We start from the raw sequence: 15097 nt of genomic DNA, 5'->3' as shown, positions 1-15097 counted from the left end.
CGAAAAAATATCAAAAAAAATCGCCTGCTCCGTGCTCCGTTTTTTGCTTTAGTCGTGCTCAAGTGATAAAATAATTTTAGTTGCAAATCTTTAAGATACGGGATTTGCCGAAATAAAAAGGGAAAGGGGACTAGGTTGGAACAATTGATTCGAAGCGTCATCGAGCTTGACGAGCGAACCGACGCCATGGTTGAGAAGCAAGAGACGACCATCGACGAAGAAAAGGCGGACCTGCAAAAGCGCTTCACTGAAATGGAAGTGGACGAGCGGGAAGCGTCGAAGGCTTCGGCGAAGGACAGCTACGATACCATTTACAACGAGGCCATGGGCGTGGTGGACAAGATAAAGGAAAACAATCGAAAGAAGCTGGAGTCGGTGGATTCGGTTTACAAGGCCCACAAAGCGGAATTGGTGGAAGAAGCGTTTCAACTCCTGGACATTTAGTGGGAGGCGAATATGAGCTACGCTGCAGTAAACACCAAAGCGGTGACCGTCTATGCGCGCTACCTGAAGCCGGAAGTGCCTTTAAGGATTCTGGAAGCGGGGAATGTAAAGGACGGCTTAGTCATTTTAAAGGATACTTGGGGGCTGGAGCTTTCCGACGACCCTCATCTTTTGGAAATCAATGTGAAGATGGCCCAAAAGGTGTACGACACCTTGATCGGCTTTCACTACTACTTACAGGGACAGGACCGGATTTTTTTCAATGCACTTTTGGATCGCTACGAGATGCAGGATTTAAAGCGGATTTTCCGTGCGGTCTATCACGAGGAAAATGTGGACATCGTGAGGAACAGTCTCCTCGCATTGGATGCGAACTTTTTGCCCAAGGATCAAACCGTGGGTCCCGACGAATTGTTTAAGGCCTTGGAGGGAACGCCTTACGGGCGGATGCTTTCCGCCTACAAGGACGTGAGCCGAGACCGTATTCTTTTTTATATCGAAATGGAGCTGGACAAGAGCTACTACGAGCGCCTGATCAAAGAGGCGAACAAGCTGCCGAAAAAATATCGTAAGGACATTATGGCCATGTTGGACCGGCACGTGGATCTCTTGAACATCCTCTATATCTATCGGGGCAAGAAGACCTATGACATCATGAAGTCGGAAATGGAAAACTTCGCCATTCGCGGCGGCAATATTCCAAGGAAGCTTTTGGATTCGTGGATCTATGCCGACGATGTGGAGGCCCTGGTTCGCTCCGTGCGTGCGTCGTCCTTTTCATTTCTTTTTGAAACGGCGCGGGAAAATCACATGACCGACGTCATGGCGTCGAGAGATCTTGCCGCCATGTATTTCAAGCATTATCAGCAAGGGGGCTTGAGCCCGGCGCGAATCGTCGCCTTATCTATTTTGTTGGAAAACGCCATTAAGGACGTTTCCACCACTTTGGAAGGGCTCAGGCTCGGCTTTGGCAAGGAACTTATCAGGAGTCTGTTGACGATTCCTATGAAAGAAGGTGAAGTATGGCAGTAGAGAGAATGAAGATGCTCAGCGTCGTCGCCCGAAACGAGGACATGAATGATATTCTGTTCGAGATCCTGGATTCCGAAGCGCTGGACATGGTCGATGCCATGACCCAATTGGCGGAGAACAGCAATATCTACTCTCTCGAAGACAATGTGGACATGGTGGTGGATTTAAACAATCTGGCGCCCTTTCCCATTGATACCGAGGTAAGGCAGCGCACCCAAGAGGCGCAAAAGCTGGTGGAGTACTTCCACATTAAGGACTTAAACATAAACAGCTTCGAAGGCACCGACGGCCTGGACGAACGCTACCGGGCCCTGGTGGATCGGGTCGAGCCCTTGCGGGATGAGTACGACAAGATTCACAAGCGCCTGGATACCATCGCCATGTTTAAACAAAACATGGCCCTCTTCGAAAACGTAGATGTGGATTTGACGAAAATCCGGGACATGAAGTATTTCACCGCCCGCTTCGGCCGGCTGGAAAAATCGGCTCGGGTGCGCTTAAAGAGCAGCTACGAAAATCTTCTCGCCCTGATTCTGCACACGGGCTCTTTCGAAGATGAAGAAGTGTACATGATCGTCTACCCCAACGAGGTGTCGGAGGAAATCGACCGGGTGTTGAAATCCATTCACTGGATCGACGTGCCCGTTTTGGACAACGCCATGGGGACGGCGAAGGAAACCTTGATCCGGCTGAAAAAAGAAGAGACGGATCTCTACACCCGTATGGCGGAGCTGGACGAAGAGAGAAAGACCCTGTACCGCGACGATCGGGACACGGTGCGTGAAATCCTGGGCCACACCCTCTTTTTGGGCCGCATCGAAGAAGCGAAACAGCAAATGGCCATTGCCAACAAGTACTTCCTGATCACGGGCTGGGCCGACGATGCCGGCGTGGAAGAAATTCGCCGCCGCACGGCAAAATTTAAAGACGTGGTCATTACCACTCAAAGCGAAGAAGAGGTGGCCAAGGGCATTACGCCACCGACCAAGCTCAAGAACCCGAAGTTCTTCAAACCCTTCGAGCTCTTGGTGCGCATGTACGGCATTCCCCACTACAACGAAATCGACCCGACAATCTTCGTCGGCATTACCTATATGCTCCTCTTCGGCGCCATGTTCGGCGACGTGGGGCAAGGGGCGGTCTTTTTCCTTATCGGCTTTATCCTCTCGAGGCGCCGGCAAAAAGACATGGGCGGCCTTTTGATGCGCATGGGCGGATCGTCCATGGTCTTCGGCTTTTTGTACGGCTCGGTCTTCGGCTACGAAGACGTCATCGACGCCTTGTGGCTCAGACCCTTCCAAAACATCGAGCAGGTGCTTATGGCCGCCATCGGCTTCGGCGTCGTGCTTCTGGTTTTGGCCTACGGCATGAACTTTGCCAATGCCATTAAGAACAGAGACTTGGCCCGCGGGCTTTTCGGCGAACACGGCCTCTTCGGCTTCTTGGTCTTCGCCATGCTTTTAATTATGATTCTGGACGTGGCGGGCATCGTGTCCTTTATCCCCATGTCCGTCGCTGCAGGTATCCTTATCCTATCCATCGTGCTTATGATCTTTAAAAAGCCGATTATGGCAAAGATCCAAAAGACCGACGTGGATTACGAAGGAAACAAGAGCGGCTACTTTATCGAAAGCTCGTTTTCCATGATCGAGCTGTTGATCTCCACTTTATCGGGGATCGTGTCCTTTATTCGTGTCGGCGCCTTTGCCATTAACCACGTGGGGCTGTTTATGGCCTTCCACGTCATGAGTCAAATGGCTTCCCACGACCTGGGCGGTTACATTATTTTAATTTTAGGAAATATTTTGATCATCGGTCTGGAAGGGCTTATCGTCTTTATCCAAGGCCTGCGTCTCGAATACTACGAATTGTTCAGTCGCTATTACGACGGCAACGGACGGGAATTCCGCTCCGACAATTTGAATTTGAATCAAAAATAAGCATTGAGAAGGAGATTATTATGGAAAAAATATTATTTTTAGCATCCCTCGTCGTTTTATCGACGATTATCGCGGGCTTCGTCTTTTTGGAACGGGGCGTGTCCTCTAATCGCGTGAAGCTGAAAAAGGCCATGCGCACCAATTTATTGGCCTTTATTCCCACGGTTCTCGCCGCCTACGTGCTCCTCGCCCCCGGCGTCGTACACGCCGCCACCGGCGCCACCGAAGTCAACGGCCTGGGCCTTTTGGCCGCCGCCCTTTCCACGGGCCTTGCCACCATCGGCACGGGCTATGCCGTGGGCATCGTCGGATCCGCCGCGCTGGGTGCGGTCAGTGAAGACGACTCCATTTTAGGGAAGACGCTGATCTTCGTCGGCTTGGCCGAAGGGATCGCCATTTACGGCTTGATCATTTCCATTATGATTTTGGGGAAACTTTAATGATCTCCAAAGTCATCTCTCGTGATGACGAGTTTCTCGTCGCCCTTCGCATGAGCGGCTTCGAAGGCGTGTTCTGTGCCGATTTAGAGGCGCTGAACGAGGTCTTTGACGCCACTTTGCAGGACAAAAACATCGGCATGATTATCTTAAACGAGAAGGACTTTCGCGCGTTGGAAGAAAAGGTGCTGGCTGTAAAAGCGAAAAAGCGCAGCCCCTTTATTTGCACATTGCCCGGAAGAGGTGGCTATACGGAGGATGATTTCATTATGAAATACGTACGCGAGGCCATCGGGGTCAAACTGGATTAGTAGGTGAGAAAATGCTGCAAGTCGAAAGTAAATTGGAATTATTCGAAAACGTCGTCTACAAGCGACGCTTCGTGGATTTGGAAAAGCGAAAAGAGGCCTGGGAAGAGGAAAAAAATAATCTTCTGCGCCGCAAAGAAAAACAACTGAATGACGAAAAAGAGGCCATCGTTCGTCGCCGCGCCGACCTGGCGAAGGTCATGGGCAATGAAGAGATTGCCAAGGCCAAGGAGAACGAGCGGGTCTTGGAATTAAAAAAGATCAACGAATTAAAGAAGGACTTTATCGAAGCCATTCGCGAGCGCGCCGCGGAATATACCTTTACGGAGCAGTACGCTTCGGATTTGGCCGTCCGCGTGGAGGAATCCCTGGACAATTTAGAAGCGGGGGAATATCGCTTCGCCATGGTGGCCGGAGATATGGACAAGTATTTCGAAGGCTTTCGCGCCATGGCCGAGAAAAAGGGCATTACCCTTCACCCGGAAACCCTGGAGGACTGGCACATCGGCGGGCACACCATCAGCGATATGGACAAGAACTACAGCCTGAACTACGACCTGTACACCTTGATCGAAGATAAGCGCTACACCATCGGCAAGTTGCTCTATCGCCTGTTCCGAGAGGAGATGGACCATGAGTAAAGAAGCGAAGATCATCAAGATTAACGGGCCCGTGGTCATCGGCAAGCCCATGGGGGATTTCTCCATGCGCGAAATGGTTCAGGTCGGACAGAAGAAGCTTATCGGCGAGGTCATCGCCATTCACGGCGACGAAGGCACGGTACAGGTCTACGAAGAAACGGAAGGGCTCATGCGTGACGAATCCATCGTCTCCACCGGCGGGCCTCTGTCCGTGCGCTTAGGCCCGGGGCTGTTGGGCAATATGTTCGACGGCATCGAGCGGCCTCTAAACCGCATTAACGAAAAATACGGCAGCTTTATCCCCGAAGGCATCGGCATGACGAACCTGGACCTGGAAAAGCTGTGGGCCTTCGAGCCCAAGGTCAAGGCGGGAGATGAGGTTTCCGCCGGCGCCGTCTTAGGCACCGTGGATGAAACGGAGATCATTACCCACCGCGTTCTCCTTCCCCCGGACATTTCCGGCGAAGTGACCTGGGTCGCCGAAGCCGGCGAGTACAATGTGGTGGATCCCGTCTGCAAGGTGAAAGACGAATCCGGCGAGGAACACGAAGTGGCCATGAGCCATCGCTGGCCCGTGCGGATTCCCCGTCCCGTCACGGAATTTTTAGACGCGGATCAGCTGCTGGTCACCGGCCAGCGGGTACTTGACGTATTCTTTCCCATCGCCAAGGGAGGCACCGTGGCCATTCCCGGCGGCTTCGGTACGGGCAAGACCATGACTCAACACTCCATCGCCAAGTTTTGTGACGCGGACATTATCGTCTACATCGGCTGCGGCGAGCGGGGGAATGAAATGACGGAAGTATTGGAAGACTTCCCGAAGCTTATCGACCCGAACTCGGGCAAGCCTTTGATGCAGCGAACCATTTTAATCGCCAACACATCGAATATGCCCGTAGCGGCTCGTGAAGCGTCCATCTACACCGGCATTACCATTGCCGAATACTTTAGAGATCAGGGCTACGACGTGGCCATGATGGCGGACTCCACCTCCCGTTGGGCGGAAGCCCTCAGGGAAATCTCCGGCCGTCTGGAAGAAATGCCGGCGGAAGAAGGCTACCCCGCCTACCTGCCCAGCCGCATCGCCTCCTTCTACGAGCGCAGCGGATCGGCAAAGACCCTCTCGGGCGGGGAAGGCTCCGTCACTACCATCGGCGCCGTCTCCCCGGCGGGAGGCGACTTCTCCGAGCCCGTTACGGAAAACACCCGTCGCTTCGTCAATGTGTTTTTGGCACTGGATAAGGACCTGGCTTACTCCCGTCACTATCCCGCCATTCACTGGCTCCATTCCTATTCCGGCTACATCGGCGCTCTGTCCAATTACTACGACAATCGGCTGGACGGCGACCTGCCCGGTCTGCGGAAGAAGTTTATGAACATTTTAAACGAAGAGGCCAGACTCCAGGAAATCGTCATGCTCGTCGGCGAAGACGTGCTCCCCGACAAGGAACGCTTCCTTTTAATCGTGGCACGCTTAATTAAAGACGCCTTTTTGCAACAAAACGCCTTTAACGACATCGACCAATCGGTGCCCTTGGAAAAACAATTTGCCATGATGGAAGTCATCGACACTTTGTACGAAGAGGGCAAGGTGGTGTTGGATCAGGGCATCTCCATCGAAGAGGTGAAGGACGACGCCCTTCATTCCCGGATCGTGAACATGAAGTACAATATCGCCAACGACGATATGAAGTCCTTCACCCACCTGATGAACGACATTCAAGAGCACTACCGCGAAATTCGCATCGAATACGGCATCGCCGAGGACGAAATGGACGCCTTGGAAATCGAAGGGAAAAAGGAATCGGACAAAGCGGACGAAGCGAAGGAAGCGGACGAACAGAAAGAAACAGCGAAGGAAAAGGAGGCGTAGGACGTGAAGAAAGAGTATTTGCGCCTGGATAATATCGACGGATCCCTGATTCAGCTTTCCGGCCTGCATCGGGTGCGCTACGGCGAAATCGTCTCCATTACCAATCGGGAAACGAAAGAGACCTTAGTGGGGCGGGTCATCGGTATCGACGAAGATGCCGCCACGGTTCAGGTCTTCGGCGAATCCATGGGGGTGTCCACGGAAAATTTAAACGTGGTCTTCGAAGGACGGCCCTTTGAAATTCCCCTGGCGCCGGAAATTTTAGGCCGCCGCTTCAACGGCATCGGACGGGCCATCGACAAGGGCGGCCCCGTCTACTCCGACGATTTTTATAATGTCAACGGCAAGCCCATGAACCCGGTGGCCCGGGAGTATCCCCGGAACTTTATTCAAACGGGGATTCGGGGCATCGACTCGGTTATGACCTTGATTCGGGGCCAAAAGCTCCCCATCTTCTCGGGAGCGGGTCTGCCTCATAACGAGCTGGCCGCACAAATTATTCGCCAGGCCAATATCGCCGACGACGGAAGCGGCGACGATTTCGCCGTGGTCTTCTGCGGCATGGGCCTGAAGCGGGAGGTGGCCTCCTTCTTCACCGACAGCTTTATGGAAGCCGGCGTTATGGACAAGGTCGTCATCTACATGAACTACGCCGACGACCCGATTATGGAGCGGATCATCGCCCCGAAATGCGCCCTGACCGCGGCGGAATATTTGGCCTTCGAACGGCACAAGCACGTCTTGGTCATTATGACCGACATGACCAGCTACGGGGAAAGTCTGCGGGAGGTCTCCTCCCAACGGCAGGAAGTGCCTTCGAGAAAGGGCTACCCGGGCTATTTGTATTCGGACCTCGCCGCCATTTACGAGCGGGCGGGCATGATCAAGGGCGTGAAGGGATCGGTCACCTTGATCCCCATCCTAACCATGCCCTCCGACGACATTACTCACCCGATTCCCGACTTGACCGGCTACATTACCGAGGGGCAAATCGTATTGTCACGGGATCTTAACGGCCAGGGCATCTATCCTCCCATTAACATTCTGGACTCCCTGTCCCGTCTCATGAAAGACGGCATCGGGGCGGACTACACCCGGGAGGATCACAGCGACGTCTCCGCCCAATTGTTTGCCTCCTACTCCAAGTGTACGGAAGTGCGTTCTTTGGCCCAGATCATCGGGGAAGAGGAGCTGTCGGAAGGCGATCAAAAGCTGTTGGCCTTCGGGCGCCGCTTCGAAAACGAATTTATCGGCCAGGATTTTAACGAGCCCTCCACCATCGGCCAGACCTTGGACAAGGCCTGGGAGCTCTTGAGGACTTTGCCCAAGGACAGCTTGGTGCGTATCGATCCGAAAATCCTGGACAAGTATTATTAGAGGTGAGCTATGGCGAAACGCGTGACGGCGACAAAAGCCAATTTAATCAAAACAAAAAGCGCCCTGGATTTTGCCAAGAGGGGCTACGGCCTTTTAGACAAAAAGCGGGCCGTGCTTATGCGTGAGATCATGCGCCTAAACGCCCGGGCCCAAACCATTCAACAAGAGGTGGAAGAGCGCTTCAGCCAGTCCTACGACGCCCTGACCATGGCCTCGGTGACCATGGGCTGGGAGTCCGTGGTGGAAATGAGCAAGTCCATGCCCACGGAGGAGCCCTACCACATCGGCTACCGCTCCGTCATGGGGGTGGAGATTCCCGAAATCCACTACAAGGCCTTTAAGCCTCAAACCACCTTCAGTATGTTTGAATCCAATTTTGCCTTCGACGAAGCCTATATTCGCATGCACGATATGCGGGCCAGGATTTACGAGCTCGCGGAAATCGAAACGGACTTGTACCGCCTGGCCAAGGAAATCAAAAAGACGGTGAAGCGGGCCAACGCCCTGGAAAAAATTCAAATTCCCAGGTACGAGGCGGCGAAAAAAGAGATCGAAGACATTTTGGCGGAAAAAGAGCGGGAAGATTTCTTCCGCTTGAAGCGCGTGAAAAACAATGTGAGCAAGTAAGGAGGTCGCCGTGGAACTGAGGCGTATTTACGACGAAGACTTTAACTATCTGGGCTATTTAAAAGATCGAAAAGAGCCATTGGATCCCGAGGAGTATTACGTCGTCGCCGGCGTCATGGTGATTTCCGAAAAGAAGCTTCTGGTGACCAAGCGGGCGAAGGGCAAAGATTTCGCCCATCAATGGGAATTCACCATGGGTAGCGTCGTGGACAAGGAAAGCCCTCTTCAAGGCGCCCTTCGGGAGCTGAAAGAAGAAGTGGGCATTCGCGCCACGGATCGGGACCTTTCTTTTCTCGGCACCATGAAGGAAAATCAGAAATTTTCCAAGATCTTTCTCCTCGTAAGGGACGTGGACAAGATCAAGATGCAAAGAAGCGAAGTGGAAGATTATAAATTCGTCGGCAAAAAAGAGCTGAAGGCCATGTTGGCTTCAGGTGAATTTGCCCCGCCTATGGCCAAGCGCATTGAAAATTATTTCGAAAAAATCGAAGGTTTGATGGAAGATTGATCCGGCGCCCGAAGGGGCGCTATTTTTTTGCGTCATTTAAAAAATCCGAAGATAGTTCACTTCGGTAAAGTAAAGCAGAAAAATTCCGTGTTAATGGAAAACAATCTTTTACATTGTAGTCGTCTATGGTAAAATGTGAACAGTTGTAATAGTACATAGGAAAGAAATTGAGGTGACCCATGGATCTACTACTGAAAGTGAACGGGTATTTGTACTACCCCATACTTATTATTATTTTAATCGGCGCCGGCCTTTACTTCACCGTGCGCACGGGATTTTTGCAATTATCTATGTTCGGTGAATCCCTGCGCGTGTTGAGAGAAAAGCCCCACCAAGGCGAAGTCTCTTCCTTCCAGGCGCTCATGGTTTCCACCGCCTCCCGTGTCGGCACGGGGAACATCGTCGGCGTGGCCCAAGCCATTTGCCTCGGCGGCTACGGCGCCGTGTTCTGGATGTGGCTCATTGCCATTATCGGCGGGGCGTCGGCCTTTGTGGAATCCACCTTGGCGCAAATTTACAAGCGCAGAGGAGAACACGGCAACAGCTTCGGCGGCCCCAGCTACTATATTGAAATCGCCCTGGGCTCCAGAGCCGTCGGCGTGCTTTTCGCCGTCTTTTTAATTTTGACTTACGCCGTGGGCTTCAACATGCTCGCCTCCTTTAACATGACCGACTCCTTCCGCGTCTACGATTTCTTCGTGGAAGGCAGGACCACCTGGGTCATCGGCGGCATCCTGGCCATCGTCGCCGGCTACTGCATCTTAGGGGGCGGCAAGCGCATCATTAAAGCCACCTCCGCCCTCGTGCCTTTCATGGGCATCATCTTCGTGGCCATGGCATTGTTTATGATCTTCAAAAACATTACCTACATGCCCACGGTCTTCAAGAATATTTTCTCCGACGCCTTTAACTTCAAAGCCATCTTCGGCGGCTTTGCAGGCTCCGCCATGGTCCAAGGGATCAAGCGGGGGCTGTACTCCAACGAAGCCGGTATGGGCTCCGCACCCAATGCGGCGGCATCGGCGGATGTATCCCACCCGGTTAAACAAGGCCTGGTTCAAATGTTTTCCGTCTTCTTAGACACCCTGGTCATCTGCTCCGCTACGGCCTTTATGGCCATGGCATCGGGAATAGACGCCACGGAAGAGCTGGCAGGGGCCGCCTACGTGCAAGAATCCCTGGCCACGGTCTTCGGCCACTACGGCTACGTCTTCATCTCCCTGTCCCTGACTCTCTTTGCCTTTACTACTCTCTTAGGCAATCTCTTTTACGTGGACAGCTGCTTGAACTACCTGAATAAAAAGATGCCCTCTAAAACCTTTATGCTGTGCTACCGACTGGTGGCCATCGTCCTTATCTTCTTGGGCAGCAGTATGAAAATGGAACTGGCATGGAACGTGGCCGACTTCTTAATGGCCCTGATGGTGCTGGTCAACATCCCCGCCATTTTGCTCTTGAGCAATCAAGCCATTGCGGCGCTGAAGGATTACAAGGAGCAAACCCACGCCGGCAAGGATCCCCACTTCCTCGGCCGAAGCATCGGCCTGGACGAAAGCAAGCTGGACTATTGGAAATAAGAGAAAAGCAAGCCTCGCGCTTGCTTTTTTTGTGCTCGAAAACGGCCGCCGCCACTTATTATTTATTTTTCCCATGGGAAATAAATAATGAGGAAGTTTTTATTACGAAAGCCTTACCTCCACTTTACTTTTTGGTATAATAAGACCGATCTATGTATGTAAAATTTTACGGAAGGAGAGTTTATGGGCGAGGTAAGTTCATGGTCTCAAATTGATTGGCATTTTATTGCCGGCGGTCTGGGACTGTTTCTTTTCGGCGTTAAACTCATGGGCGACAGCCTGACGAAATTTGCCGGCACAAAGATTCGGGACTATATCGAAAAATATACGTCCAATCCCATTATGGCGGTCCTGGTCGGCATCGTCATGACCGGCCTGATCCAATCCTCATCGGCGGCGACGGTCATCGCCATATCTTTGGTGCGAAGCGGACTGATGGGTCTGAGCCAAGCCATCGCCATTATCCTCGGCGCCAATATCGGTACCACGGTGACGTCGATTTTAATCGGCTTTCAGCTGGATTACCTGGCCTACTTTATTTTGCTTGTAGGCGTCTTTTTGGTCCTTATGGCATCAAAGAAAAAAACCATCTACCTGGGCGAAATCATTATCGGCTTCGGCCTCCTGTTCATCGGCTTAAACACCATGGGTGACGCCTTAAAAGAGCTGCAGTACATCCCGGGCTTTGCGGATATGGTGGTACGGCTCAGTCGTCAACCGATCCTGGCGGCACTTATCGGCGCCGTGGTTACCGGGGTCATTCAATCCTCCTCGGCCATCGTCGGGATCGTGCAAACCCTCTACGCCACCCATTCCATTACCCTGGTGGCGGCACTGGGCCTGGTCTTCGGTGCCAACATCGGCACCACGGTGACGGCGGCCTTGGCCTCCGTGGGCGGGAGCCTCGCCGCCCGGCGCACGTCACTGTTCCACTTTTTATTTAACGTGTCCGTGTCCGTTTTTTTCCTGGCCATCATCGGTCCCTACGAGCGCTTCGTCCACCACGTGACGGATCTGCTCCACTTTAACGACATGATGACCATCGCCTTCGCCCACTTCACCTTTAACTTCGTGGGCATGATTATCTTTTTGCCCATCATTCCCCAATGCGTCAGCCTGCTGAGAAGGATCATGCCCGGTCGCGACGATCTCACCGAGGAAATGGGCAAGATCCAGTTGGACGAAGCCATGATCACCGCCTTCCCCGCCGGGGCATTGACCCAAGCGAAGGTGGCCATCCTGCAGGTCTCGGACATCGTCACGGAAGCCTTGGAAGACAGCAAGCAGTACCTGTTGACCAAGGACAAAAAATACTTCCACGAGGTCAATCAGCTGGAAGACATGATCAACTCACTGGATACGAAAATCGAATCCTACCTTTTGAAAATTTCCAAGCAGTCCTTGACGGAAGAGCTGGCTGACGAATACTCCGCCGGCCTTCAGGTGCAAAAAAACTTTGAGCGCATCGGCGATTTGGTGCAAAACCTGGTGGAATATTTCGAGATGGTCTACGATTCCGGGGAAAGCTTCCACGACGAAGCCATGAAGGAGCTCACGTCCATTTACGATTTGCTGATTCACATGTACACCAACGGCGTAGAAATCTATAAGGGCGGCGACCACCATCTGTACGAAACCATGAAACAGGAAGAAAACAGCCTGAACTATTTGGAATACGAGCTTCGCGCCTCCCACTTCAGGCGCATGACCTCTCAACACGAAGAGGCCACGGTCACCACATCCCTCTACGTCGACATCCTGGGGACGCTGGAACGTATCGGCGACCACATCTTTAATATCGCCCGCCTCACCTTCGACCCCATTAAGACCCACGGGGAAAAATCCCTGGTGGCGGAAGAAATGGCTCAAGGGGCGGAATAAATGCAACGAACGGCATGCCGAAGGGCGTGCCGTTTTTTGTGGAAAATATGGCGAGGGGGGAGGATATAAAATAAAAGAAGCGGCAGACAATCTGCCGCTTCTTAAATAATTGTCGGTACATTTCTCGTGCTTTCCTATTGATTGTTTTGGGGAAGCAGGCGGTGTTTGAGATCCGCTTCTAAAGCTTCCAGCTCCCGCTTGGCCTTTTCTCTGTTTTCGTGGCCTTCGATTTGAATCTTGCGCACTTCGTCCAGTGCGGCGATGAGCTGTTCGTTGGTGTAGCGAATGGTGTCCACATCCACGATGCCCCGCTCGCTTTCCCTCGCCACATTCACCGTGCTTTGGCGCAGAGTTTCGGCGTTTTTCTTCAGGAGCTGATTGGTGAGATCCGCCACTTTCTTTTGGGCTTCGGCGGCCTGTTCGCTGTGGTGCACGCCGAGGGCGAGGACCATTTGGTTTTTCCAGATGGGGATGGTGTTCACTACCGTGGACTGAATCTTTTCCGCCATGACCGTATTTGAAGCCTGCACCATGCGAATTTGCGGTGCCATTTGCAAACTCACCATGCGGGTGAGCTCCAGGTCGTGGAGCTTCTTTTCGAAGCGATTGGCCATGTTTTGCAGGTCGTTGGCCTTTTGGGCCTCCAGGCTTCCCTCCGTGGCCGAGGCCATAAGGGCGGGGAGCTCGCGACTGCGCACGTCTTCCAGCTTTTGATTGCCGGCGAGGATGTACATGGAAAGTTCTTTAAAATACTTTTCGTTGAGATCGTACATTTGATCCAACATGGAAATGTCCTTCATCAAAGTGATCTGATGGTTTTCCAAGACTCGGGCGATGTCGTCCACGTTTTTTTCCGCCTTGTCGTACTTGGCCTTCATGGCGGTGACTTTATTGGCGGAGCGTTTCAGGAGGCCCTTCAGGCCCTTTTCGTCTTCGTTTTCGAAGGTCTTCAGCTCCGTCACGACTTGGGAGAGGAGATTTCCCACTTCGCCCAGGTCCTTCGTGCGCACGGAGTTTAAGGTCTTCTCGGAAAAGTTCGAAATCTTTTTCTGTGCCCCCACGCCGTATTGGAGGATCACCGAGGAGTCGGTGAGGTCGATGGTCTTGGCAAAGTCGTCCACCTGCTTCTGTTCCGCCGGTGTCAGCTTCACTTGGGCCTCCACTTCCTTGGGTTCCAAGGTCAGTTCCGATTCGATGTCCGCGTCGGTGGCGCCGTCTAAGGTCAATTTAATTTCATCACTCATGGAATCCGTCTCCTTCCGATTCTTCGATTAGTCCGTCTTGTTTCATCACCGTCTCCATCACATCCATTTCGGCGTTGAGATCCAAGAGGTCGTCTTTATATAAGGTGTCCAACAATTTTTCGTAGCCGTCGATGACTTTGTCCAGGGAGCGCAAAATATCGTCCATGGTCTTTTTTATGGAATCCGTAATCACCGAGGAGGATTCAAACTGCAGATACCGCTCGATAAGCTTGATGGTGGTGGGGGTGTAGTAGTCCACGAATTTGTTTAAGCTTTCCACCCGGCCGGGATCCGTGTTCACCGCATGGCGAATGGCATCCAAAAGCTTTAAGAGGGCGGAAATTTTTTCCTTCAGTGCGCCGTCGCCGGTACGATCCCGCTGGGCCTTTAAGGTCTTTTCGTAATCATCCATGGCGGTGGCCCGGTCGTCGTCGTTGGTGGCCTGCGGCTCTTCGATTTCAGGCACGTCGTTTTGTGCCACGGCTGCGCGGCCCATGTAATTGTCTTTGTAGGCCTTGTAGGCGGCGTGATCCACGAGGAGCAGATCGCCCCCCTCCACCAGGCGGGCCTGGGGCAGGTAGTCTTTTCGGATCATGTGATTGATCTCGGCGGCCACCGTTTGTTGGGGCTTGTTCAGTGCCGTCACGATGTCTTCCACGGCGAGGACCGATTGGTCTTGAATCTCCCGGCGAATGCGGAAGAAATCCCGCGATAAAATCATATTGCGCTGGCTGATGACGGTGCCTGCGGCGAATACTGCGGCCGAGATCAAAAGAAAGAGGAACGCGGCAATGGTGTCGGAGGAGAAGAAACCATAGGCGATGTCGTCGATAAAGACAAAGAGGGCACAAAGAAAAGAGCTGATGGCCGAAAGGGCGGCTGCATTTCTCAGCCAAAACCAGGTGTTGGGGGCCGTCACCTTTTGCTTCACCTTGGCGGGATCCCGGTTTACGGGAAGGCGCACAGGTTCCTTCGGCCCGAAGCCCTTTTTCACCCCCCGCATGAGGGCGCCGGCGCCCATTTTCGAGTAATGGATGGCGCTTTCCACGCTTTTTTCTATGACATCGGCCACGTCTTGAAAGTCGTCGTCTTCCATGGCGCGGTCCACAAATTTTTCAATGGCATTTTTATCTTTCAATCGGGAAACTCCTTTCACGCCTTGTTTTCATCCAAAGCAGTCTACTTTAAGTTTAGCACAAGACAAAAAA

At 52.7% G+C, this 15097-nt stretch carries 14 protein-coding genes; 12 read left to right on the top strand and 2 right to left on the bottom strand.

What is annotated here, in order from left to right:
- Positions 1-135: 135 nt before the first annotated feature.
- The 12 genes from BQ7397_RS01370 to BQ7397_RS01315 all read left to right on the top strand — a co-directional run bounded on the left by BQ7397_RS01370 (position 136) and on the right by BQ7397_RS01315 (position 12645).
- Positions 136-444, top strand: a complete 309-nt coding sequence (locus BQ7397_RS01370; RefSeq protein ID WP_077074404.1) for a hypothetical protein — start codon at positions 136-138, stop codon at positions 442-444.
- Positions 445-456: 12 nt separating this feature from the next.
- Positions 457-1476 carry a V-type ATPase subunit gene (locus BQ7397_RS01365; RefSeq protein ID WP_077074403.1) on the top strand — a complete coding sequence of 340 codons (1020 nt, stop codon included), beginning with the start codon at positions 457-459 and terminating at the stop codon, positions 1474-1476.
- On the top strand, positions 1467-3416 hold the full coding sequence (locus BQ7397_RS01360; protein WP_077074402.1) for a V-type ATP synthase subunit I: 1950 nt from the start codon (positions 1467-1469) through the stop codon (positions 3414-3416). Before BQ7397_RS01365 ends, BQ7397_RS01360 begins: the two co-directional genes overlap by 10 nt.
- A 20-nt stretch (positions 3417-3436) precedes the next feature.
- Positions 3437-3856 carry an ATP synthase subunit C gene (locus BQ7397_RS01355; RefSeq protein ID WP_077074401.1) on the top strand — a complete coding sequence of 140 codons (420 nt, stop codon included), beginning with the start codon at positions 3437-3439 and terminating at the stop codon, positions 3854-3856.
- A complete protein-coding gene (locus BQ7397_RS01350; protein WP_077074400.1) occupies positions 3856-4164 on the top strand; it encodes a V-type ATP synthase subunit F in 309 nt (102 codons plus the stop codon). Before BQ7397_RS01355 ends, BQ7397_RS01350 begins: the two co-directional genes overlap by 1 nt.
- Before the next feature lie 11 nt (positions 4165-4175).
- On the top strand, positions 4176-4802 hold the full coding sequence (locus BQ7397_RS01345; RefSeq protein WP_077074399.1) for a hypothetical protein: 627 nt from the start codon (positions 4176-4178) through the stop codon (positions 4800-4802).
- Complete coding sequence (locus BQ7397_RS01340; RefSeq protein WP_083703349.1) at positions 4795-6675, top strand: V-type ATP synthase subunit A; 1881 nt, start codon at positions 4795-4797, stop codon at positions 6673-6675. Before BQ7397_RS01345 ends, BQ7397_RS01340 begins: the two co-directional genes overlap by 8 nt.
- Positions 6676-6678: 3 nt before the next feature.
- Entirely contained in the window at positions 6679-8052 is a 1374-nt protein-coding gene (locus BQ7397_RS01335) for a V-type ATP synthase subunit B (RefSeq protein ID WP_077074398.1), read from the top strand.
- A 9-nt stretch (positions 8053-8061) separates the two neighbouring features.
- On the top strand, positions 8062-8679 hold the full coding sequence (locus BQ7397_RS01330) for a V-type ATP synthase subunit D (protein ID WP_077074397.1): 618 nt from the start codon (positions 8062-8064) through the stop codon (positions 8677-8679).
- A 10-nt stretch (positions 8680-8689) separates the two neighbouring features.
- Positions 8690-9187: an NUDIX domain-containing protein gene (locus BQ7397_RS01325; RefSeq protein WP_077074396.1), complete on the top strand. Its 498-nt coding sequence runs from the start codon at positions 8690-8692 to the stop codon at positions 9185-9187.
- 179 nt (positions 9188-9366) lie between these two features.
- Entirely contained in the window at positions 9367-10764 is a 1398-nt protein-coding gene (locus BQ7397_RS01320; protein WP_077074395.1) for an alanine/glycine:cation symporter family protein, read from the top strand.
- Positions 10765-10947: 183 nt separating this feature from the next.
- Positions 10948-12645, top strand: coding sequence for a Na/Pi cotransporter family protein (locus BQ7397_RS01315; protein WP_077074394.1), 1698 nt, complete (start codon positions 10948-10950; stop codon positions 12643-12645).
- A gap of 134 nt (positions 12646-12779) precedes the next feature.
- On the opposite strand, the gene BQ7397_RS01310 is transcribed toward BQ7397_RS01315, so the two are convergent.
- Together BQ7397_RS01310 and BQ7397_RS01305 are read right to left on the bottom strand one after the other, a co-directional pair.
- On the bottom strand, positions 12780-13889 hold the full coding sequence (locus BQ7397_RS01310; protein ID WP_077074393.1) for a toxic anion resistance protein: 1110 nt from the start codon (positions 13887-13889) through the stop codon (positions 12780-12782).
- Entirely contained in the window at positions 13882-15027 is a 1146-nt protein-coding gene (locus BQ7397_RS01305; RefSeq protein WP_077074392.1) for a 5-bromo-4-chloroindolyl phosphate hydrolysis family protein, read from the bottom strand. Before BQ7397_RS01305 ends, BQ7397_RS01310 begins: the two co-directional genes overlap by 8 nt.
- Between the last annotated feature and the right edge of the window lie 70 nt (positions 15028-15097).

Source organism: Aedoeadaptatus urinae (assembly GCF_900155585.1).
GTDB classification, from domain to species: Bacteria; Bacillota; Clostridia; order Tissierellales; family Peptoniphilaceae; genus Aedoeadaptatus; species Aedoeadaptatus urinae.
This window is presented reverse-complemented; position numbering and strand designations above follow the sequence as displayed.

What these genes read in the sequence shown, in the direction of transcription:
- BQ7397_RS01365 (WP_077074403.1), top strand. Translation starts at nt 457, where the DNA reads ATGAGCTACGCTGCAGTAAACACCAAAGCGGTGACCGTCTATGCGCGC.
- BQ7397_RS01360 (WP_077074402.1), top strand. Translation starts at nt 1,467, where the DNA reads ATGGCAGTAGAGAGAATGAAGATGCTCAGCGTCGTCGCCCGAAACGAG.
- BQ7397_RS01355 (WP_077074401.1), top strand. Translation starts at nt 3,437, where the DNA reads ATGGAAAAAATATTATTTTTAGCATCCCTCGTCGTTTTATCGACGATT.
- BQ7397_RS01350 (WP_077074400.1), top strand. Translation starts at nt 3,856, where the DNA reads ATGATCTCCAAAGTCATCTCTCGTGATGACGAGTTTCTCGTCGCCCTT.
- BQ7397_RS01345 (WP_077074399.1), top strand. Translation starts at nt 4,176, where the DNA reads ATGCTGCAAGTCGAAAGTAAATTGGAATTATTCGAAAACGTCGTCTAC.
- BQ7397_RS01340 (WP_083703349.1), top strand. Translation starts at nt 4,795, where the DNA reads ATGAGTAAAGAAGCGAAGATCATCAAGATTAACGGGCCCGTGGTCATC.
- BQ7397_RS01330 (WP_077074397.1), top strand. Translation starts at nt 8,062, where the DNA reads ATGGCGAAACGCGTGACGGCGACAAAAGCCAATTTAATCAAAACAAAA.
- BQ7397_RS01320 (WP_077074395.1), top strand. Translation starts at nt 9,367, where the DNA reads ATGGATCTACTACTGAAAGTGAACGGGTATTTGTACTACCCCATACTT.
- BQ7397_RS01315 (WP_077074394.1), top strand. Translation starts at nt 10,948, where the DNA reads ATGGGCGAGGTAAGTTCATGGTCTCAAATTGATTGGCATTTTATTGCC.
- BQ7397_RS01310 (WP_077074393.1), bottom strand. Translation starts at nt 13,889, where the DNA reads ATGAGTGATGAAATTAAATTGACCTTAGACGGCGCCACCGACGCGGAC.